Annotated in this window: 22 protein-coding genes; 12 read left to right on the top strand and 10 right to left on the bottom strand. The window is 64.6% G+C overall.

Going from position 1 to position 21112, the window contains the following annotated elements; translation table 11 throughout:
* Window positions 1–3 precede the first annotated feature (3 nt).
* The 4 genes from Q4G14_RS01740 to Q4G14_RS01725 are packed head-to-tail and all read left to right on the top strand — an operon-like array spanning window position 4 to window position 4673.
* Window positions 4–1191 (top strand): amidohydrolase family protein, encoded by a 1188-nt coding sequence (locus tag Q4G14_RS01740; RefSeq protein ID WP_303359995.1) that lies wholly within the window; start codon window positions 4–6, stop codon window positions 1189–1191.
* Window positions 1188–2678 carry an amidohydrolase family protein gene (locus tag Q4G14_RS01735; protein ID WP_303359994.1) on the top strand — a complete coding sequence of 497 codons (1491 nt, stop codon included), beginning with the start codon at window positions 1188–1190 and terminating at the stop codon, window positions 2676–2678. The genes Q4G14_RS01740 and Q4G14_RS01735 overlap by 4 nt, the downstream gene beginning before the upstream one ends.
* On the top strand, window positions 2675–3646 hold the full coding sequence (locus tag Q4G14_RS01730; RefSeq protein WP_303359993.1) for an ABC transporter ATP-binding protein: 972 nt from the start codon (window positions 2675–2677) through the stop codon (window positions 3644–3646). Before Q4G14_RS01735 ends, Q4G14_RS01730 begins: the two co-directional genes overlap by 4 nt.
* A complete protein-coding gene (locus tag Q4G14_RS01725) occupies window positions 3639–4673 on the top strand; it encodes an ABC transporter ATP-binding protein (protein ID WP_303359992.1) in 1035 nt (344 codons plus the stop codon). Before Q4G14_RS01730 ends, Q4G14_RS01725 begins: the two co-directional genes overlap by 8 nt.
* Here Q4G14_RS01725 and Q4G14_RS01720 read toward each other — a convergent pair.
* Window positions 4637–5416: a GntR family transcriptional regulator gene (locus Q4G14_RS01720; RefSeq protein ID WP_303360090.1), complete on the bottom strand. Its 780-nt coding sequence runs from the start codon at window positions 5414–5416 to the stop codon at window positions 4637–4639. The genes Q4G14_RS01725 and Q4G14_RS01720 overlap by 37 nt on opposite strands.
* A gap of 41 nt (window positions 5417–5457) precedes the next feature.
* Between Q4G14_RS01720 and Q4G14_RS01715 the strand changes: the two genes are divergently transcribed.
* From Q4G14_RS01715 to Q4G14_RS01705, 3 genes are all read left to right on the top strand, one after another.
* Window positions 5458–6093, top strand: a complete 636-nt coding sequence (locus tag Q4G14_RS01715) for a flavin reductase family protein (RefSeq protein ID WP_303359991.1) — start codon at window positions 5458–5460, stop codon at window positions 6091–6093.
* The gene (locus tag Q4G14_RS01710; protein WP_303359990.1) at window positions 6090–6812 is read left to right on the top strand and encodes an aspartate/glutamate racemase family protein; all 723 of its coding nucleotides are present in this window, start codon (window positions 6090–6092) and stop codon (window positions 6810–6812) included. Before Q4G14_RS01715 ends, Q4G14_RS01710 begins: the two co-directional genes overlap by 4 nt.
* A 131-nt stretch (window positions 6813–6943) precedes the next feature.
* On the top strand, window positions 6944–7177 hold the full coding sequence (locus tag Q4G14_RS01705) for a transposase (RefSeq protein WP_303359989.1): 234 nt from the start codon (window positions 6944–6946) through the stop codon (window positions 7175–7177).
* 359 nt (window positions 7178–7536) lie between these two features.
* Here Q4G14_RS01705 and Q4G14_RS01700 read toward each other — a convergent pair whose 3' ends face one another.
* Genes Q4G14_RS01700 through iolD form a run of 9 tightly spaced genes read right to left on the bottom strand, consistent with a single transcriptional unit; the run spans window position 7537 to window position 16560 of the window.
* Window positions 7537–7791 (bottom strand): hypothetical protein, encoded by a 255-nt coding sequence (locus Q4G14_RS01700; RefSeq protein WP_303359988.1) that lies wholly within the window; start codon window positions 7789–7791, stop codon window positions 7537–7539.
* A gap of 29 nt (window positions 7792–7820) precedes the next feature.
* On the bottom strand, window positions 7821–8615 hold the full coding sequence (iolB, locus tag Q4G14_RS01695; RefSeq protein WP_303359987.1) for a 5-deoxy-glucuronate isomerase: 795 nt from the start codon (window positions 8613–8615) through the stop codon (window positions 7821–7823).
* Window positions 8612–8803, bottom strand: coding sequence for a DUF3329 domain-containing protein (locus Q4G14_RS01690; protein ID WP_303359986.1), 192 nt, complete (start codon window positions 8801–8803; stop codon window positions 8612–8614). Before Q4G14_RS01690 ends, iolB begins: the two co-directional genes overlap by 4 nt.
* A 2-nt stretch (window positions 8804–8805) precedes the next feature.
* Window positions 8806–10722 carry a 5-dehydro-2-deoxygluconokinase gene (iolC, locus tag Q4G14_RS01685; protein ID WP_303359985.1) on the bottom strand — a complete coding sequence of 639 codons (1917 nt, stop codon included), beginning with the start codon at window positions 10720–10722 and terminating at the stop codon, window positions 8806–8808.
* Between the two features lie 50 nt (window positions 10723–10772).
* Complete coding sequence (locus Q4G14_RS01680) at window positions 10773–11906, bottom strand: Gfo/Idh/MocA family protein (protein WP_303360089.1); 1134 nt, start codon at window positions 11904–11906, stop codon at window positions 10773–10775.
* A 17-nt stretch (window positions 11907–11923) separates the two neighbouring features.
* Window positions 11924–12982, bottom strand: coding sequence for a sugar phosphate isomerase/epimerase (locus Q4G14_RS01675; protein ID WP_303359984.1), 1059 nt, complete (start codon window positions 12980–12982; stop codon window positions 11924–11926).
* 2 nt (window positions 12983–12984) lie between these two features.
* Window positions 12985–13797: an SDR family oxidoreductase gene (locus tag Q4G14_RS01670; RefSeq protein ID WP_303359983.1), complete on the bottom strand. Its 813-nt coding sequence runs from the start codon at window positions 13795–13797 to the stop codon at window positions 12985–12987.
* Complete coding sequence (gene iolE / locus Q4G14_RS01665; protein WP_303359982.1) at window positions 13794–14687, bottom strand: myo-inosose-2 dehydratase; 894 nt, start codon at window positions 14685–14687, stop codon at window positions 13794–13796. Before iolE ends, Q4G14_RS01670 begins: the two co-directional genes overlap by 4 nt.
* A gap of 1 nt (window position 14688) precedes the next feature.
* The gene (gene iolD, locus Q4G14_RS01660; RefSeq protein WP_303359981.1) at window positions 14689–16560 is read right to left on the bottom strand and encodes a 3D-(3,5/4)-trihydroxycyclohexane-1,2-dione acylhydrolase (decyclizing); all 1872 of its coding nucleotides are present in this window, start codon (window positions 16558–16560) and stop codon (window positions 14689–14691) included.
* Between the two features lie 104 nt (window positions 16561–16664).
* On the opposite strand from iolD, the gene iolG reads away from it, so the two are divergent.
* Genes iolG through Q4G14_RS01635 form a run of 5 tightly spaced genes read left to right on the top strand, consistent with a single transcriptional unit; the run spans window position 16665 to window position 21105 of the window.
* Window positions 16665–17672 carry an inositol 2-dehydrogenase gene (gene iolG / locus Q4G14_RS01655; RefSeq protein ID WP_303359980.1) on the top strand — a complete coding sequence of 336 codons (1008 nt, stop codon included), beginning with the start codon at window positions 16665–16667 and terminating at the stop codon, window positions 17670–17672.
* A gap of 3 nt (window positions 17673–17675) precedes the next feature.
* Window positions 17676–19106 (top strand): NAD-dependent succinate-semialdehyde dehydrogenase, encoded by a 1431-nt coding sequence (locus Q4G14_RS01650; protein ID WP_303359979.1) that lies wholly within the window; start codon window positions 17676–17678, stop codon window positions 19104–19106.
* Window positions 19107–19119: 13 nt separating this feature from the next.
* Window positions 19120–19926 carry an HpcH/HpaI aldolase/citrate lyase family protein gene (locus Q4G14_RS01645; protein ID WP_303359978.1) on the top strand — a complete coding sequence of 269 codons (807 nt, stop codon included), beginning with the start codon at window positions 19120–19122 and terminating at the stop codon, window positions 19924–19926.
* Window positions 19926–20894, top strand: coding sequence for a hydroxyacid dehydrogenase (locus Q4G14_RS01640; protein ID WP_303359977.1), 969 nt, complete (start codon window positions 19926–19928; stop codon window positions 20892–20894). The genes Q4G14_RS01645 and Q4G14_RS01640 overlap by 1 nt, the downstream gene beginning before the upstream one ends.
* Window positions 20887–21105, top strand: coding sequence for a hypothetical protein (locus tag Q4G14_RS01635; protein WP_303359976.1), 219 nt, complete (start codon window positions 20887–20889; stop codon window positions 21103–21105). Before Q4G14_RS01640 ends, Q4G14_RS01635 begins: the two co-directional genes overlap by 8 nt.
* Window positions 21106–21112: the final 7 nt, after the last annotated feature.

Raw genomic sequence — 21112 nt, 5'->3', positions numbered from 1 at the left:
ACGATGGACCTGCTGATCCGCAACATCCGGCCGATGGGCGGCGCGCCCGCCGACATCCTTGTGCAAGGCGGCCGCATCGCCCGCATCGCGCCGGGGATCGAGGCCGACGCCCCGGTCGAGGACGGCGGCGGCCATCTGGCCGTGCCGGGCCTGATCGACGCGCATACGCATCTGGACAAGACCACCTGGGGCATGGACTGGCACGTCAACGCCCATCAGGCGACCTTGCAACAGCGCATCGACTTCGAACGCGAACAGCGGCTGGAGATCGGCATCGACCCGCACCGCCAGTCGATGCGCCATGCACTGGGTCTGGTGGCGCACGGCGCGACCCATATCCGCAGCCATGTCGATATCGACACGCGCCACGGGCTGGCGATGTTCCACGGCGTGATGGAGACGCGACAGGCCCTGGCGGGGATCATCGACATCGAGATCGTCGCCTTCCCGCAATCCGCGATCATGGCGCGGCCCGGCACAGTAGACCTGATGGACCGGGCGCTGGCCGAAGGCGCCGGGGTCGTGGGCGGCATCGACCCCTGCGGGATGGAGCGGGACCCGAAGGGCGCGCTGGACACGATCTTCGGGCTGGCCGAGCGACACGGCAAACCCATCGACATCCACCTGCACGAGATGGGTGAACTGGGAGCCTTCAGCATGGAGATGATCTTCGACCGCATCCGCGCGCTTTCGATGCAGGGGAAGGTAGCGATCAGCCACGCCTTCTGTCTGGGCGCGCCCGACTGGCAGCGGACACAGGGGTTGATCGACCAACTGGCCGAACTGGACGTGGCGATCCTGACGACCGGCGCGCCCTCGGTCCCGGTCCCCGCGATCCTGCGCCTGCGCGACGCGGGCATTCGGGTCGGCGCAGGCTGCGACGGCATCCGCGACACCTGGGGGCCGTGGGGCAAGCCCGACATGCTGCACCGGGCCGAAATCATCGGCATGAAGAACGGCTTCCGCCGCGACGTGGATCTGAACCATGCGCTGCACGTCTGTTCCGTCGGCGGGGCCGATGTGATGGGCATCCCGCACGGGCTGGCCGAGGGGATGCCCGCCGATTTCACGTTGCTGCAAGGCCAGACGCTGGCCCATGCCGTCGCCGACACCGCGCCGCGCCCGCTGGTCGTCAAGGGCGGCCGCGTCACCGCCCGGATGGGCGAGGTGATGGGGGTCGCGGCGCCATGACGCAGGACAGCACGCTGGAAACTTTAGCACTTGGCGCGCGCCCCATTGGGCGGACCCTGCTGACCGCCCGATGGGTGCTGGCAGACGGCCCGCGCCTGATCCGTGACGGCGCGGTGGTGATCGAGGATGGTCGCATCCTGCACGTCGGCCAACGTTTCGAGGGCGAGGTCGCGCGCCGCATCGACTTCGGCGCGGCGCTGATCTCGCCCGGTCTGATCGACCTTGACGCGCTGTCGGACCTCGACACGACCATCTTGGCACTGGATCACCATCCCGGCTGGGCCAAGGGTCGCGTCTGGCCGCGATCCTATGTCGAGCGTGGCCCCTACGAGATGTATTCCCCCGACGAACTGGCCTTCCAGAAACGCTTTGCCTTTGCGCAGTTGCTGATGTCCGGCATCACCACCGCCGCGCCGATCGCGAGCCTGTTCTATCGAGAATGGGGTGAAACCGTGGCCGAGTTCGCCGCCGCCTCGGACGCGGCGGGCGAGATGGGGCTGCGGGTCTATCTTGGCCCCGCTTTCCGGTCGGGCGGCATGGTGCTGGAGGCACCGGGCGAGATGCGCCCGGTCTTCGACGAACCGCGTGGGCTGGCTGGGCTGGCCGGGGCGGTGGCGTTCATCCGCGACCATGACGGACGCCACGGGGGGCTGGTGCGCGGCCTTCTGGCCCCTGATCGGGTAGAGACCTGCACCGAGGCGCTGCTGCGCGCCACCGACGCGGCCAGCCGCGACCTCGGCTGCCCGATCCGGCTGCACATGGCGCAGGGCCAGATGGAGGTCGAAACCGTCCGCGCCCTGCACGGCACCACCGCGCCCGACTGGCTGGCGGGGATGGGGCTGCTGTCAGACCGTCTGATCGCTCCACACGCGACCAACGCGACCGAGGCGGACCTGCGCCATTATGCCGATCATGGGGTCAGCATCGTGCATTGCCCGCTGGTGTCGGGGCGCGGCGGGTCGATCCTGCGGTCCTTCGCACGGCTGCGCGACATGGGGATCACCATTGCGATGGGGACCGACACTGCGCCCGCCGACATGCTGCTGAACCTGCTGGCGGGGCTGATGACCGCCCGGATCGCCGACGACCCCGAGGCGGTGCAGTCGCGCGATTTCTGGGACGCGGCGACGCTGGGCGGGGCGCGGGCGCTGAAGCGGTCCGACCTTGGCCGGCTTGCCCCCGGCCTGCCCGCCGACATCGCCGTGTTCGGGCTGGACGACGCGGTGATGACGCCCGCCATCGACCCGATTTCGACCCTCGTCGCCGGTGGGTCGGGCAAGGTCTGCCGCGCCGTCTTCGTCGATGGCCGCCTGTCGATGCGCCGCATCCGCCACACCCCCGAGGTCGCAGGGCTGGACCTGACAACCGCGCAGGCCCGCGCGCAGGCGCAGTTCGACGGGCTGGTTGCGAAATACCCTGAACGTAGCTGGGACCACCCGCCGGTGGACCGGCTTTTCCCGCCCTCCTATCCCGTAGAGGCGTCATGACCGTTCTGTCGGTAGAAAACCTGCACGTGCAATTCCCCTCGCGGCACGGCACGCTGACCGCGCTGGACGACGTGTCGCTGTCGATCGAACCGGGCGAGATCCTGGGCGTCGTCGGTGAATCCGGCGCAGGCAAGTCGATGACCGGGCTGGCCGTTCAGGGGCTGCTGGAACCGCCCGGCCATATCGCGGGCGGCGCTGTGGTGCTGAACGGACGCCGCATCAATGGACTCGCGGAAGCCAAGATGGAAAAGATCCGGGGCCGCGAGATTGGCGCGATCTTTCAGGATCCGCTGACCTCGCTGAACCCTTTGTTCACGGTCGGCGCGCAACTGGTGGAAACGATCCGGCTGCATCTTCCGCTGTCACGCCGTGCCGCGCAGGACCGGGCGATTGAACTGCTATCCGAAGTCGGCATCCCTGCGCCCGCCGAACGCGTCAACCATTTTCCCCATCAATTCAGCGGCGGGATGCGGCAGCGTGTCGTCATCGCACTGGCGCTGGCCGCCAAGCCGAAGCTGATTATCGCGGACGAGCCGACTACAGCGCTCGACGTATCGATTCAGGCACAGATCACCGCGCTGCTGCGGCGGCTTTGCGATGAACACGGCACGGCGGTGATGCTTGTCACCCATGACATGGGCGTGATCGCGGAAACCGCTGATCGGGTGGCGGTGATGTATGCCGGGCGGCTGGTCGAGATCGGCCCGGTCGATCAGGTCACCCGCAACCCCGCCCATCCCTATACGCGCGGACTGATGGGGTCGATCCCGGCGTTAGGCGCGCGGGTCGAACTGCTGGCGCAAATCGATGGAGCGATGCCGCGGCTGGATGCGATCCCACCCGGCTGCGCCTTCAACCCGCGCTGCCCCCATGCCGGGCCACGCTGCCGGGTGCAGCGCCCGGACCTCGCCCCCGCCGGGGCAAGCCTTGCGGCCTGCTGGCTGCACCAGGGAGGAGCCGATGCCTGACGACGCCATGACCGCCACCGGCCTGACGCGCCGCTTCGACGTCTCGGCCCCGTGGCTGAACCGCGTGATCGAGCGCCGCCCGCGCCAGTTCCTGCGCGCGGTTGACGACATCGACTTCGCCGTGCCGCGCGGCGGCTGCCTGTCCCTGGTCGGCGAATCCGGCTGCGGGAAATCCACCGTCGCACGGCTGGTGACCGGGCTTTATGCCCCCAGCGCGGGCGAGATCCGCTTTGCCCCCGGCCGCGCGGGCCAGCCGCTGTCTGCGCAGATGATCTTTCAGGACCCTTACGCCAGCCTCAACCCGCGCTGGCGGGTGTTCGAAATCATCGCCGAGCCTCTGCGCGAACTGAAGCTGCGCGAGGGCGACGCGATCCGCGCCCGCGTAGAAGAGCTTTTGTCCATCGTCGGCCTGTCACCGCGCGACGGGACCAAATATCCGCACGAGTTTTCGGGCGGGCAGCGGCAGCGGATCTCGATCGCGCGGGCGCTGGCGTCGGAACCCGAGTTCCTTGTCTGCGACGAACCGACCAGCGCGCTGGACGTGTCGGTGCAGGCGCAGATCCTGAACCTGATGCGGCGGCTGCAAGACGAGCTTGGGCTGACCTATCTGTTCATCAGCCATGACCTGTCGGTCGTGCGGCACATGTCGGACCGCATCGCGGTGATGTATCTGGGTCGCATCGTCGAGGACGCGCCGACCGAAACGCTGTTCGCGATGCCGCGCCATCCCTATACGCAGCTTCTGCTGGACACGATCCCGGATGTCCGCAATCCGCAGCGCCACCGCCCGGTCAAGGACGGCGAGGTGCCCAGCCCGCTGGACCCGCCGCCGGGCTGCAGCTTTCATCCGCGTTGCCCGCTGGCCGACGCGCGTTGCCGCACCGAGAAGCCCCAGATGCGCCGGTGGCCGGACGGGTCGCGTACCGCATGCCACCGGGTCGAGGAACAGGGCGGCAGTCCGGCAAGGGCGCGATCCAATCGTGCGCCCGGTCAGGCCAGCGGCTTTGTCGGTGGGGGCGCGACGTGACCCAGCACGCTGCGCAGGTTCGGCTCGGGGCGGCGAGCCCGATCAAGGTCGAGATCGGCTTCGATATGATCGAGATGCTTTCCCATCCTGTCACGCGCCGCTGCGGCATCACCGCGTTCAAGCGCGGCGATAATGGCCTCGTGTTCGTCCGGGCCACAGTTGTCATGGGCGCTGTCGCGGTAAATCGCGGTAATCAGCGAACTGCGCGAGATGAGGTCACGCAAGATCGAGCAGAGAAAATCCGATCCCACAAGCTCGGCCAGTTTAAGATGGAAGCCGCCAGACAGCCGGATCGTGTCGGCCGGGATGGCCAGACGCGCCGCGTCACGTTCCCGTGCCACATGATCGCGGAGCGATGCGACCGCCCCAGCGGCGACCTCGCCATGACGGATCTGTCCGGCCAGACGTTCGACCACACGCTGTTCGATGGTGCGCCGGGCGAACAACACGTCGCCCGCTTCCTCAACAGTGGGTGCGGCGACGAGGGCACCGCGATTCGGCACGATCTTCACGAGACCCTCGCGTTCAAGTCCACTCAGCGCCTGTCGGATACGGGCACGGGACACGCCAAATATCTCGGCGAGTTCTTCCTCTTTCAGCCTCGTGCCGGGACGCAGGCGTCGCTCGGCGATGGCCAGCCAGATACGTTCAGCGATCTGGGCGGGAAGGGCGGGGTCGCTCATGAACAATTTCCATCGAGGTTTGGTGAGATCGTTGCCGACAAACATGTCGCCAAAGCGCACTGGCTTCAACCACACTTACCCTTTTTGCACTGAGCCTATCCATGACCGAGTTCGACTTCACGGCGCTGCCCGCCGATGACCGCTACCGCCTGCTGACGAACTTCGTCGGACCCCGCCCAATTGCCCTCGTGTCCACCAGCGGCCCGGCGGGACGTAATGCAGCGCCGATGAGTTTCTTCAACGTCTTTTCCCATGAACCGCCCATCGTCATTCTGGGGATTCAGACACGCCCCGACGGTGCCAGCAAGGATACCGTCGCCAATATCAGGGCGACTGGGGAATTTGTCGTCAACATGGTCGATATGGCGCTTGCGCCGGCGATGTTGGTCTGCGGGCTTCCGTTCGATGCTGACGTGGATGAGATCCTGACTGCCGGCCTGACCCCGCGCCCCGGCGCGCGGGTCCGGGCGCCGATCATTACCGAGGCGCCCTGCGCGATGGAATGTCGCGTCGAACAACTGATCGACTATGACCGGCGCGTCATCGTGCTGGGGCTGGTCGAGTTCATGCATGTCAGGCGCGACTGCCTGGACGACGGTGGCCGCTATGTCGACCCGGCAGCCTATCAGCCGATCGCCCGCCTGCACGCCGACGAATATATCGTTCCGGATCGTCAGTTCACGCTACGCGCCCCGCCAATCGACAGCATCATCCCGATCCGGGAGGACGCCCCGTGATCCTTCATCTCGTCAACCCAAACGGGACTGCATCCATGACGGACAGGGCCGCTGCGGCAGCCAAGGCAGTGATTTCGCCGGGCACAACGCTGCTGGCCTGCAATCCGCGCGGGACCCCGGCCAGCATCGAAGGCTACGCAGACGAGGCAATGGCCGTCCCCGCCCTGTTGCGCGCGATCATGTCCGCCGAGGCTCAGGGTGCGGCTGCTCATGTCATCGCCTGCTTCGACGATCCCGGACTGGATGCCGCGCGCGAGGTTGCCCGTGGTCCCGTTATCGGCATCTGTCAGGCCGCCGTTCAGGTCGCCATGACGATCGCAGCCAGGTTCTCGGTCGTGACGACGCTACCCCGTTCGGTTCCGATTATCGAAGATCTGCTTCAGTCTTATGGTGCGACCCATCGCTGTCGCAGCGTCCGCGCCGCCGATATGCCGGTTCTTGATCTCGAAGAGGGTGGCACCGCCTTGATCGAAGCCCAGATATTGGCGGCCCGCGACGAGGACAGGGTTGACGCAGTGATCCTTGGTTGCGCTGGTATGGCCGACCTCGCTGCCGATTTGCGGGCGCGTTGCGGGATCCCGGTCATCGATGGCGTCACTGCTGCGGTCAAATTCGCCGAAGCGATGGTCGGCGGTGGCTTCGCCACCTCGAAATGCGGTGCCTATGCGCTGCCCCGAGCGAAGGCTGGTAGTGTTCTTGAAGCGGACCCGGGCGGCTGATGACGAAGATTTGAGGGACGTTTGCCGCACTATTCTTTTGCCGCTGCTGAAGCAGAACAAAGGCTCAGACTGAAAATTCAATCATCATATTGATATTGTTTTGTTTGGCGCTTCACTTCTCCCTGGAGTGGATGTTGGAGGGAGCAATAGCAGAATTCCGGCTTTCGGATCGGGCATGGGCCGGCATCGAGCCATTGCCGCCAAGGAACCAGCCGGGTGCGCAGCGGGTGGATGATCGCCGTGTGATCCGCGGGATCATCCATGTCCTGCGTGTCGGCTGCCGCTGGCAGGACTGTCCAGCCGCCTATGGCCCCTCAACCACGATCTGCAATCGTTTCAACCGCTGGAGCCATCACGACCTGTGAACCCGCATCTTCGCCACCCTCGCGGCGCGGGCGGAACTGCCGGACGACCTGAGCATCGACAGCACCGCCCTGCGCGCCCATCGCTCGGCCCATGGCGGCAAAGGGGGGCGAAAGCTCAGGCCATCGGGCGGCGTTCGCGTGGCGGGGCAACCACCAAAATCCACGCCCTGACAGACGGTTGCGGGCGGCCGAGGCCTTCACCCTCGGCCTGGGAAACGAGGCCGACATCTCTGCCACCCCTGTGCTGCCGGGCAAATGCCCCGCACCGAAACGTCTGCTTGCAGACAAGGGATACGACGCCAACAGCCTGCGCCAGCGCCTCGCATTGACCCGAACCGAGGCGGTCAGTCAGGGAAAGCCTAGCCGAAAACTCCAGCTTCAAACGATCCAGTTTTCAGCGGGCAGAGCAGAGCCACGCGCACCTTTTTCTCCGACCAGACCGAATATTTTCGCAAGGTCAGCGAACAGCGATCCTGTCTGGAGAACATCGAGCCATTCAAGACCAAGATCGAACCGCCGGACCAATGTCCCTTCTCTTGCTTGCGGAGAAGCAGTTCAGGCAACAGTATTTTTGCGACGCGTCCCAAGACGGTGCTGTTCCGGACGACCTGCATGAAGCTGGTATTTTCGAGACCCGGTTCCCTCAGAACAAATGCGCAACCTCGGGCGCCGAAATGAAACGCCATTTGCGCAACGGCCCAGCCATGACATTCAGATAATACATTTCGAATCCCACCGGGGCACCACAAGGGTGATGGCCGCGCGGGACCAGCACCACATCGCCGTCACGAACCGTCATGGTTTCATCCAGACAGCCGTCGTCCGTATAGACACGTTGAAAGCCAAAACCATCGGGTGGGTTCAGGCGGTGGTAATAGGTCTCTTCCAGATAGGTGATCCGGGGATAGTCGTCCTCGTCATGACGATGGCTGGGGTATGAAGACCAGTTGCCCGCTGGTGTGAACACCTCGGTGACAAGCAGGCTGTCGGCAACCGGGTCGGCCTCCATCGCAATATTGTTGATGAAGCGTGTGTTCGCGCCCTCGCCGCGCTGTGTCAGCACGATCCCTTCGGGACCAAGGCGCCGCGCCTCATGCCCGCCATGACCCGGTGCCGCGCAAACGGCGATGACGCAATCGGTCAGTGCCTCGGCCTGCCACCGCTGGCCATTCGGAACATAAAGGCTGTGCGGCGGGGTCTTTTCAAAGACGTTCATGCGGTCGCCCAAAACGCCCCAATCCCTGCCGGCAGCGTGGAACGAGGCCTTGCCCTCGACCATCACCAGAATGACCTCGTTGCCGCAGGTATCCTCGGCCACGGTGTCGCCGGGGGCCAGCCGGTAAAGGCCGAAACCAACATATGTCCAGCCAGCGGATTTTGGCGTGATGTCGAAGACCTTGCCTTTCGTGGCAGGGGGCCTCAGCAGCAGGTTGCTCATCTGTCCTCTCCGGGCGGGTTGAATGTCACGAAGAAACGCCAGGCTGCATAAAGCCCGATGGCGACAAAGATTATGCCGAAGAAAGGCGCAGCAGACGCGAATTCGAACAGCCCCCAACCCAAGGCCAGCGCAACCAGCAACAGCCGGAGCCAAAGCGGACGATAAAAGGCGTCGTCAAGATCGAACATCGTCATGCCTTTGGCGACAGGAATGGGCCTGCGCAGCGCGCCTCGTCCCAGATTTCGCACAGCCGCTGATAGCGTGCCGCCATTTCGTCCACGGCGGCGGTGTCGGTCAATTCACCTTTCAGCCAGGCCCGCGCCACCGCGCCAAAGATCGTGCGCCCGACCGCGAAGCCGCGCACCAGATCGAACCCCGCCGCCACCTTGAAACTGGCGGCAAGTTCTGCCTCGGGCGCGTCGAGGCCCAACACCACGATGCCGCGAGTGTGGCGGTCATGGGCCTCAATCGCGGCGATGGCGTTCCGCCAGGCGGCGGCGGTCTGCATCGGCTCCAGCTTCCACCAGTCGGGATAGATGCCGATCTCGTAGAATTGCCGGATCAGGACCGCCGTGGTGTCGTCATCGACCGGACCGACCTTGGATGGAATAATCTCCAGCAGAAATTCCAGCCCGTTGCGACGGGCTGCGGTGAACAGGCGCTTGACCGTCGCCTCCTGTGCGGTGCGCGTTTCGGCGTCGTCATCGGGATGGCAGAAGCACAGCACCTTGACCACGTTTTCGCGCGCCCATTCGGACAGGGTGCCGCAATCCGGCCCAAGCTCGGGTTCGAGTTCCAGCGGACGGGAACCCGGCCATTCGCAGGGCCGACCGATCCACAGCCCCGTCCCCGAGGCCGCATGCAGCGCCCGCCGCCCGATGCGGTTGTCGCACAGGATGCCATGGCCGGGCTGGCCGCCAGCGACCTTCAGTGCAGCCCTCAGGCACAATTCCTTGAAGGTGCCGCCTTTTTCCGGCGTGTAACCCGTCATCTCCTCAAGCTGCGCGCGGTGGTCGAAGGCGAAAATCCGCATGGTGGACCAGTCGCCGCTGCGGTTGGTGGCCCAGTGGATCTGTTCAAGCTCGGGGTCGTTGCGCAGGTCGGGGCGGATGACCCCGCGCCCAAGGAAAAAGTCCAGCTCGGCAAGCGACGGATAGGCCGGGGTGCAGCCGTGGCGGCTGACGGCGAAGGCGCCGCAGGCATTGGCGTATTCCAGCGTGCGCGGCCAGTCCTCGTCATCCAGCCAGCCTTTGAGCAGCCCCGAAAAGAAGCCGTCGCCCGCACCCAGCACGTTGAACACCTCGATCGGGAAGCCGGGGCCGGTCTGGCCGTCGTCCAGGCTGTCCGGGATCGCGCCCTCGAAGGCCACGGCCCCCGCCGCGCCGCGCTTGCAGACCAGCGTGGCGGTGCTGACCTTGCGGACCGCGCGCAGGGCCGCGATGGTGTCGGTCGAGCCTCCGGCGATATGGAATTCCTCCTCGGTGCCGACGATCAGATCGAAAAGATGCAGCGTCGATTGCAGCTTCGCTGTCACTGCGGCGCTTGCGACAAAGCGGCTCTCGCCCTCGCCATGGCTGGCCACGCCCCAGAGGTTCGGGCGATAGTCGATATCCAGCGCCGTCCGCGCGCCGTGCTTGCGCGCCAGTTGCAGCGCATTCAGCACCGCGGCCTCGGTGCGCGGATGGCTCAGATGCGTGCCGGTAGCCAGCACCGAGCGGGCCTCGGCGATGAAGCCCTCGTCGATGTCGTCCTCGCTCAGCGCCATATCGGCGCAGTTCTCGCGGTAGAAGATCAGCGGGAAGCTGTCTTGGTCACGGATGCCCAGCAGCACCAGCGCCGTCAGCCGCTCGGGATCGGTCGTGACGCCGCGCGTGTCCACCCCCTCGCGCGCAAGCTGCTCGCGGATGAACCGGCCCATATGCTCATCCCCGACCCGCGTGATGACGGCGGAACGCAGCCCCAGCCGCGCCGTTCCGCAGGCGATATTGGTGGGCGAACCGCCAATATACTTGGCAAACGACCCCATATCCTCAAGCCGCCCACCGACCTGCTGGCCATAGAGATCAACCGACGAACGGCCAATGGTGATAACGTCAAGCGTCTTCATATGCCCCTCCTCCCCGGCGGGATGCGCGGCCCCAATCGGGGCGGCGACAGTCAGACCGCAACGGGCGTCAGCCATGGCTGGCCCTCGGCCTCATGGCTGTCCACGACCGCCTCGACAAAGGCGACACCCTTCAGCCCGTCATGGGCCAGCGGCAGATTCTGCCCCAACAGGCCGGGTTTGCGCCCCTCCTGCCGGGCACGGATCGCCTCGGCGAAACCGGCATAGAGGTTGGCGAAGGCCTCCAGATAACCTTCAGGATGGCCGGGGGGTGTGCGGATACGCAGCCTGGCGTCTTCGGACAGGTCGTCTGCACCGCGCTTGATGATCTGCACACGACCGTCCAGCGGCGTGAAGATCAGCTCGTTCGGCTGTTCCTGAAACCATTGCAGCGAGCCTTTTTCGCCAAAAACCCGCAACCGCACGCCGTTGGAATTGCCAATGGCAACCTGCGAGGACCACAACAGCCCCCGCGCCCCGCCCTGATAGCGCATCATCACATGGGCGTTGTCGTCCAGCGCCCGACCGCCCACAAAGGTTGCCAGATCGGCGGTCAGTGCCTCCAGCTTTAGGCCGGTGACAAAGCCCGCCAGATGATAGGCATGGGTGCCGATGTCACCGATGGAGCCGCCGCGACCGTTCTTGTTCGGATCGGTGCGCCAGGCAGCCTGGGCATTGCCCGACTGCTCGATTGCGGTCGCCATCCATTCCAGCGGATATTCAACCTGCACGGTGCGGATCGCACCCAACTCGCCACGGGCGACGCGGACGCGGGCCTCATGCACCATCGGATAACCGGAATAGGTATAGGTCACACCGACGAAGCGGCCCGACTCGCGGGCCAGCGCCTCAAGCGCCACGGCATCCTTCAGAGTCGCGGTCAGGGGCTTTTCGCAGATCACGTCAAAGCCCGCCTCGATCAGTGCCTTCGCGATCGGGTAATGGGTGAAGTTCGGCGTGCAGATCGCCACGGCATCGACCCGATCCTGTCGCCCCGCTTCGCCCGCAATCAGTTCCTGATACGTCCCATAGCTGCGCGCGGGGTCCAGCCCCTGCGAGATCGCGAAGGCGCGGCCGCGTTCGGGATCGACGTCAAAGGCCCCGGCCACCAGCTGCCATTGCCCATCCAGCCGCGCCGCAAGCCGGTGGATATTGCCGATATAGGCGCCCTGCCCGCCGCCCACCATCCCAAGACGCAACATGCTCATTCCTCCAACCCCAGCATCGCCCGGTTGGCGCTGCGATTGGCGCCAGATTTCACGAAATCGTCGAAAGCGCGATCCGACACCCGGATAATATGGTCCGCGATGAATTGCGCGCCTTCGCGGGCGCCGTCCTCGGGGTTCTTGATGAAGCATTCCCATTCCAGCACCGCCCAGCCATCGAAACCATGGGTGGTCAGCCTGGTGAAGATCGCCCCGAAATCGACCTGCCCGTCGCCGGGACTGCGAAAACGTCCGGCGCGCTTCGACCACGGCTGATAGCCGCCATAGGCACCGGACTTGCCGTCCGGGCGGAACTCGGCATCCTTGACATGAAAGGCCCGGATACGGTCGTGATAATGGTCGATGAAGGCCAGATAATCCAGTGCTTGCAGCACGAAATGGCTGGGGTCATACATGATGTTGGCGCGGGGGTGGTTCTTTACCTTCTCAAGAAAGAACTCCCAGCTATGGCCGTCATGCAGATCCTCGCAGGGATGGATCTCGTAGCAGACATCCACGCCATGCGCGTCGAAATCATCAAGGATCGGCGTCCAGCGCCGCGCCAGTTCGTCAAAACCTTCCTCGACCAACCCCTCGGGCCATTGCGGATAGGGGTAGAGATAGGGCCACAGCAGCGCACCCGAAAAGGTCACATGCCGGTCGATCCCCAGCCGCTGCGAGGCGCGGGCAGCAAAGCGCAACTGCTCCTCGGCCCATGCCCTGCGGGAGGGCGGATTGCCGCGCACCGCTTCCGGCGCAAAGCTGTCCATGATGACGTCATGTGCCGGATGCACTGCCACCAACTGCCCGGTGATATGTGAAGCGAATTCGGTGATCTCAAGACCATTATCCGCCAGCAGCCCCTTGATCTCGTCGCAATAGGCATCGCTTTCGGCGGCCTTCGCCATGTCGATCAGGCGGGTGTCCCAGGTCGGGATCTGCACCCCCCTGAAGCCCTTGTCCGCCGCCCATTTCGCCAGACCGGGCAGCGAGTCATAGGGGGCATCATCAGCCGCGAACTGAGCCAGAAAGACGCCCGGCCCCTTGATGGTCCGCATCGTCACGCCTCCAGTTTTGCCGCCGGAACCGGTGCGTCGTCATAGCCGCCGTGAACGGACTGGTCGAAGGGGATGACCGCCCCGGTCATCATGCCGCTGTCGTCCGAGGCCATCCACAACACGGTGCGCGCAACCTCTTTCGGGTCGAGGATGCGACCGAAAGGTTTCTGCGCCGCCGCCCGGTCGATGAAATCGGGATCGCCGGTTTCCGACAATACCAGCGCGCGTTCATGGTCCGAGTTCATCCAGCCGATATCAAGCTGGTTGACGTGAATCCGGTGCCGCATCAGCGCGAAACCGGCATGGCGGGTCAGCGTCGCCAAGGCCCCCTTGGAGCCGGCATAGGGCGCAAGAAAGGGCTGGCCGACCAGCGCGGACATCGAGCCGATATTGACGATGCGGCCCTCGATGCCCTCGCGGATCATCACTTTGGCCGCGTCCTGCATCAAAAAGAAGGGCGCGCGGGTGTTGACCGCGAACATGCGGTCGAACAACTCGGGCGTGGTGTTCAGCAGGTTGCCACGGTCGGTCAGACCGGCGGCATTGACCAGGATATCCACGCGGCCGAAGCGCCTGTCAGCGGCGGGGATGACGGCCTGCACGTCCTCGATCTGGCCCAGATCGGCGGCCACCATCTCGGCCGGAACGCCGGTCGCCGCCGTGATTTCGGTCGCAACCGCCTGCCCCTTCTCGACGCCGCGCCCGACGATCACGATGCCCGCCGCGCCCGCCTCTGCGAACAACCTTGCAATAGCCGCGCCAAGCCCCTGCGTGCCGCCGGTGACAACAGCGATCTTTCCATCAATGCGGTTCATTTCACCACCTCGTAACCTGCCGCCGCCATCACGCGCAGCAGTTCCTTGTGCCCCTTTTTCGCCATCTCCAGCGGCGGGTTTGCCACCGGGTCCTGCTCGGCCTCGACGACGAACCAACCCTCATAGCCCTTGGCCGCCAATGCCTTGACGATGGCCTCGAAATCCAGATCGCCATCGCCCGGAACGGTGAAGGCGCCCCGGATAACGGCATCAAGAAAACTGTCGCGCGAACGATCCAGCCCATCCACGACGGCATGGCGGATGTCCTTGGTATGGACATGGCTGATGCGGGCATGGTGGTTCTCGATCACCCGCATCACATCACCACCGGCAAAGGCCATATGGCCCGCATCGTAGAGCAGCGGCAGCGAGGAATGCTTCATGAACAGGTCAAGCTCGGCCTCGGTCTCGACCGCTGCCGCCATGTGGTGATGATAGCTGATCGGCATACCCTGCCCCGCGCACCAATCGGCAAAATCGCTGATCTTGCGGCCATAGGCAGCCATCTCGGATTCGGACAGCTTCGGTTTGGTGGCCAGCGGCGCGGAACGCATACCCTGAATAGAGCGCGCGGTCTCGCCATAGACGATACAGGGCGCACCGGCAGCAATGAAAAACTCCATCTGCTGCGCGATACGATCCTTTTCAGCCTCAATATCGCCGTCCAGAAGCAAGCCCGAGAACCAGCCACCGCAGACCGATATTCCGAAACGGTCGAGGATCGGCCCCAGTTCGGCCATGTCCATCGGAAAGCGGCGTCCGGTTTCCATGCCGGTAAAGCCAGCCTCGGACGCCTGTCGCAAGCATTCCTCAAGGCTGACGTCATCGGACAGTTCGGCCAAGTCATCATTCCACCACGCGATAGGTGCGATACCAAGCTTTGCTTTCATTTCAGACACCCAGCCGCTGTGCTTTACGGATTTTTTCTTGTGCTGCACGCGCAGCGCGAACGGTCTCGAAATTGGAAATCTCGGGCACGCCGACATCCCAATCCGCATCCCCCGGCACCCATTTCCAGGCATCCGAGACGATCGAGATCACCGTCACCCCGTCATGGGCCAGCGCATCCGTCATCGCGCTTTCCAGATCGGCCAGGCTTTCGGCCTTGACGGCGCGGGCACCCATCGCTTCGGCATGTTTCACGAAATCGACATGCAGCGGGTTGTCGCGGTTCTGTATCCTGCAATCGGCCAGCAGGTTGTTGAAACCGGGCACGCCCTTGGCCTGTTGCAGCCGGTTGATGACCGCGAAACCGCCGTTGTCGCACACAACCACGACCATCTTGTGGCCGGTCAGCGCCGCCGAATAGATGTCCGAGTTCATCATCATATAGGTGCCGTCGCCCAGCATGACGATAGGCGTGCCGCCGGTCGCGCCCGGCCCTTCCTGCGCCATGGCGCAGCCCCAGCCGGCCGCAATCTCGTATCCCATGCAGGAAAAGCCGAATTCGCAGTCGAAGGTATTCGGATTCTTGACCCGCCAGCCCTTGGTCACTTCCCCCGGCGTGCCGCCCGCTGCGGCGATCAGCGTGTCGTTCGGCCCGGCGACCTTGTTCAGGACACCGACAACCTGCGCATAAGATGGCACCAGTTCGTTGGTCGGGGCCTGATGCTCGTCCAGCAGCGTGTTCCATTCGGCGAACAGCGCCTTGGCACGCTTCATCAGCCCGGCATCGGCGGCATAGTCACCAAGCGCCGCATCAAGCTCGCCGATGGTTTCCAGCGCATCGCCGACCACGGCCAGCGACCGGTGCTTGATGGCGTCAAAGCGCGCCGCGTTGACCGAAATGAACCGCGCATCCTCGGCAAAAGCCGTCCATGATCCGGTGGTGAAATCCTGCAAGCGGGTGCCGATGGCCAGGATCACGTCGGCCTCTTTCGCCAACGCATTGGCCGAGGTCGAGCCGACGATGCCGATGGGACCGGCATGAACCGGGTGGTCATGGGTCAGCGCGCCCTTGCCCGCGATGGTCTCGACCACAGGGATGCCGCGCTTGGCAGCAAAATCAGCCAGAGCAGCTTCAGCCAGTGAATAGCGCACGCCGCCGCCCGAAATAATCAGCGGTTTCTTCGCCGATTTCAGCAGTTCGGCCGCTGCCTGCACGGCATCGCGGTCAGGGCGCGGGCGCGGGATGGCCCAAATACGCGGTTCAAAGAAGGCCTCGGGGTAATCATAGGCCAGTTCCTGCGTATCCTGCGCCAGCCCGATGAAGGCCGGGCCGCAATCGGCGGGGTCCAGCATGGTCGCGACTGCCTGCGGCAGCGACTGGATCAACTGCTCGGGCAGCGTGATACGGTCCCAATAGCGCACGACCGATTTGAAGGCATCATTCGCGGTGATGGTCGGGTCGCCGAAATGCTCGACCTGCTGCAACACCGGATCGGGCAGGCGATTCGCAAAAGTGTCACCTGCAATCAGCAGCACAGGCAGACGGTTCGCCATCGCCACACCCGCCGCCGTCACCATGTTCAGCGCGCCCGGCCCGATCGAGGTCGCGGCCACCATCAGTTGGCGGCGTCGCTTGGCCTTGGCGAAACCGATGGCGGCCAACGCCATGCTTTGTTCATTCTGGCCACGCCATGTCGGCAGCTGATCCTGAACCTGCTCAAGCGCTTCGGAAAGGCAGGTCACATTGCCGTGGCCGAATATCCCGAAGACACCGGCAAACAGGGGGAGACGCTGGCCGTCGATCTCGGTGAATTGACTGCAAAGGTAACGGACAAGGGCCTGAGCCATAGTCAGGCGCACGGTCTTGCGTGGCATCTCGCCTCCTCCTGCGGATGGGTTTTCAGGAACACTACGGAATGATGATTGACAATGCAATACTTCTGCAATGATTATTGCGAAGTGAATTTCGGGAGGAACCCATGACAGGAATCGCCGTCCTTGGCACAGGTCGTATTGGCCGGATGCACGCCGAAAATATCGCCGCCCATCCGCGCGCCCGGCTGGCGGGCGTCTATGATATCCACGCCCCTGCCGCCGCCGAAGTCGCCGCCGCCCTGGGCGTGCCGCAATTCGATTCGGTCGAGGCGGCGCTGGCCTCGGCCGAGGTGGATGCGGTGCTGATCGCCAGTTCGACCGCCACTCATGCCGACCTGATCGAGCAGTCGGTCGTCGCGGGCAAGGCCATCCTGTGTGAAAAACCCATCGACCTGTCTCTGGACCGGGTTAATGCCTGTGCAACGAAAATTGCCGGGACAGATCTGCCGATCATGCTGGGCTTTGTGCGCCGTTTCGACAGCGGCCACGCCGGTGTGCGGCAGGCCATCGAATCGGGCCAGATCGGCGAATTGCATCAGGTCGTCATCACCTCGCGCGACCCGGACATGGCACCCGATGCCTATATAAAGGTCTCGGGCGGCATTTTCCGCGACATGACCATCCATGATTTCGACATGGCCCGATTTATCCTGGGCGAGGACGTGACCGAAGTCACCGCCACCGGCTCGCGCCTGGTCAACCCGACCCTGATGCAGCATTGCGACGATTATGACACCGTCACCGTTGTCCTGAAAACCGAATCGGGCAAGCAGGCGATCATCACCAACTCGCGCCGCGCGGTCTATGGCTATGACCAGCGCGTCGAGGCATTCGGCAGCGCCGGCATGGCGATTTCGGAAAACCCGATAATGAATCAGGTGCGGCTTTATGGCGCGGAATTCACCGACCGGGCTGCGCCGCTGAAAAACTTTTTCATCGACCGCTATGCCGATGCCTTCGCAGCCGAGATCAGCGCCTTTGTCGATGCCATCGAACAAGGCAAGCCTGTTCCCGTCGGGTTCGAGGACGGCAGGCAGGCACTGTTACTGGCCGAAGCCGCAATCCTTTCCGCCGCCGAGGGGCGCACAGTCGCAACCAGGGAAATCGGATAAGCCATGTATTCGCAATTCGGATTGTTCATCGACGGGAACTGGACACAGGGCACCACCAGCGGCGAGGTCATCTCTCCGGTCACCGAAAAGCCGCTGGGTGCGGTGGCCCTTGCCGCCGCCGAGGACACACGGGCGGCACTGGATGCTGCGGCGCGCGCCCTGCCCAAACTGCGCGAGATGGGCGGTTTTGGCCGTGCCGACGCGCTGCACAAGGCCGCGGACGAAATGATCCGCCGTGCCGACGAGGCCGCGCGGATGATCTCGGTCGAGACTGGCAAGCCCATCGCACAGGCGGGCCGCGAATGGGGCCTTGCCTGCGACCAGTTCCGCTGGTTCGCCGAGGAAGCCCGCCGCATCTATGGCCGCATCATCGACAGCCGTGTCCCCGGCGGCCGTTTCGAGGTGACGCGCGAGCCGGTGGGGATCGTCGGGGCCTTTACCGCCTGGAACTTCCCCGCCGCCCTGCCCGCCCGCAAGCTGGCCCCGGCGCTGGCTGCCGGCTGCCCGGTGGTGCTGCGCCCGTCTTCACAGACGCCGGGCGTGGCGATGGTGATGATCGACTGCCTGCGCGCGGCGGGGCTGCCCGATGGCGCGGTGAACCTTGTCGTCGGCCCGACCGGCGCAACCTATGCGCCGATCATGGCGGACAATCGGGTGCGCAAGGTCAGCCTGACCGGCTCGACCCGCGTCGGCCAGCAGATGATCCGCGATGCAGCCGATACGGTGAAGAAGGTCAGCATGGAGCTTGGCGGCAATGCGCCACTGATTATCCATGATGACGCCGATCTGGAAACCGCGCTGGACCTGACCGTGCCGACCAAGTTCGCCAATTGCGGGCAGGTCTGCGTAACCCCGGACCGGATCTTCGTCCATGACAGCCTGCACGACGCCTTCGTGGACGGCTTCGTTTCGCGGACAGCGCAGATCAGGCTGGGCGACGGGTTGGATCCGGGCACTGGCATGGGACCGCTGATAAATGGCGGACGACTGGCCGAGATTGAATCCATCGTCGCCGATGCCATCCGCAACGGCGCGACACTGGCCCATGGCGGCATGCGTCCGGCGCATCTGAACAGCGGCTTCTTCTTCGAGCCGACGGTGCTGACCGATGTTACCGACGACATGAAGGTCTTTGCCGAGGAAAACTTCGGTCCTGTCGCCGCCATCACCCGCTTTTCGACCGAGGACGAGGCGCTGGCGCGCGCCAATGCGTCCGACATGGGGCTGGCTGCCTATGCCTTCACCCGCTCGCCCGACCGGGCACGGCGTATGGCGGCGGGGCTGAAGGCCGGCATGGTCGGCATCAACAGCTTCGCGCTTGCCGCATCCGAGGCGCCCTTCGGCGGCACCAACCATTCCGGCATGGGTCGCGAGGGCGGCATCGAAGGGATCGAGGATTACCTCGACACCAAGCTGGCACAGCTCGTGTTCTGAGGGGGGAAACGCGATGTTCAACAACAAGCTGAAACAGCATTGGGCCGAGGGTCGCCCCGCGATCAATGGCTGGCTGTCCATCGGCAACCCGTTGACCGCCGAGATCATGGCGGCACAGGATTATGACAGCATCACCATCGACGCCCAGCACGGTGCGCTGGATTACAGTGCCGTGCTGCCGATGCTACAGGCGATGCGCGCCTCGGGCGTCACGCCGATGGTCCGCGTGCCATGGCGCGAACCGGGCGCGATCATGAAGGCGCTGGACGCCGGCGCGCAGGGCATCATCTGCCCGATGGTCAACTCGGCCGAGGAGGCGGCGGAATTCGTCAGCTATATGCGCTATCCGCCGCATGGCCAGCGCAGCTTCGGCCCGACCCGCGCCGCAATCGCCTATGGCGGCTATGGCGTGGCGGCGAACGATCAGGTGCTTGCGCTGGCGATGGTTGAGACCCAGCGGGGCATAGACAACCTTGAGGCCATCGCGGCGACGCCCGGCCTGGACGGCATCTATGTCGGCCCCGCAGACCTGACACTTGGCACCCAGAACGGCCGCCTGCCCCCCGCCTTCGACCGCGAGGAGCCCGAGATGATCGAACTGCTTCAGCGCATCAAGGCCGCCTGCAAGACGAACGGCATTCGCGCCTGCATCCATTGTGGCACACCGGAATATGCCGCCAAGGCCATCGGCTGGGGGTTCGACCTGACCACGGTCGGCGGTGATACCCGCCTGCTGGCCAGTGCAGCCGCCGCCTCGGTCGCGACCTGGCGTGACCTGACCGGCTCTGCCGCCGCCGCCACCATGAAAGGAGCCTATTGATGCCGCATCTTCTTGTTGCCGGAAAATTGCATCCCGCAGGCGAGGCGCTGCTGCGCGACCTGCCCGCGCGCGGCATCACCGTGGATTATGTCGAGGAAATCTCGGAACCTTCCTACGCACCACTGATCCACAAGGCCGATGCGCTGGTGATCCGCACCCAGCCGCTGTCTGCCGCCACTGTGGCTCTGGCCGAAAAGCTGAAGGTCGTCTCGCGCCACGGCGTTGGCTATGATGCCGTCGATCTTGCGGCGCTGAACGAACGCGGCATTGCCCTGACCATCGTTGGCGACGTAAATTCGATCTCGGTCGCCGAACATGCGATGATGCAATTACTGGCCGGGGCCAAGCGGGTGCTGCTGGCCGACCGCGCGGTGCGCAAGCCCGGCCAATGGGGCTGGCGCAATCGCCTGGAACAGCAGGAAATATCGGGCAAGAACCTGCTTGTCATCGGCTATGGCCGCACCGGGCAGCGCCTTGCCCGCATGGCCGCCGGCTTTGATATGACGATCCGCGCCTATGACCCCTATCTTTCACGCAAGGGCTGGCCCGCAGGTCCGGTGGCCGAGATCACCGATCTGGACGAAGGGCTGGCCTGGGCCGATTGCATCTCGATCCATGTGCCCAAGGCCAACAAACCGCTGCTGGGGGCAAGGGAGATCGCGCTGATGAAGCCGGGCGTCGTCCTTGCCAATACCGCGCGCGGTGGTGTGGTGGACGAACCTGCACTGGCCGAAGCTTTGGCCTCTGGTCAGGTTGCTGCTGCCGGGGTCGATGTCTTCGACGATGAACCGCCCGGCGATTCGCCCTTGTTCGACCAATGGACCGCAGTGCTGTCGCCCCACATCGCCGGCCTGACTGCCGAATGCGGCGAACGCATGGCCATCGCTTCCATCCAGAATGCAATCAACTATCTGGAGGGCACGGTTGACCACGCTCTCATCGTCAATGCGGCATTTGCTCATGCTTGAACAGCTGCACCGCTGGTTCGCGGATTTCAACAACAACCTCGGACGCGCGATGGTTCTCCGTTACGGCGGCGGGGCCTTTATTTCAAAGCTGCCGCAACGGCTGGAGCAGGATCTGCCGGTGCCTCGGGACGGCACGCATTCAGGATCTTCACGCGCCCGTGCCGAAGTTTCGTCAATCGGTCGTCTTGTCCGCCAACTGGACGGCGGTTGAGTAGTAA

It is taken from the genome of Paracoccus sp. (in: a-proteobacteria) (assembly GCF_030538755.1).
Lineage (GTDB): Bacteria > Pseudomonadota > Alphaproteobacteria > Rhodobacterales > Rhodobacteraceae > Paracoccus.
This window is presented reverse-complemented; position numbering and strand designations above follow the sequence as displayed.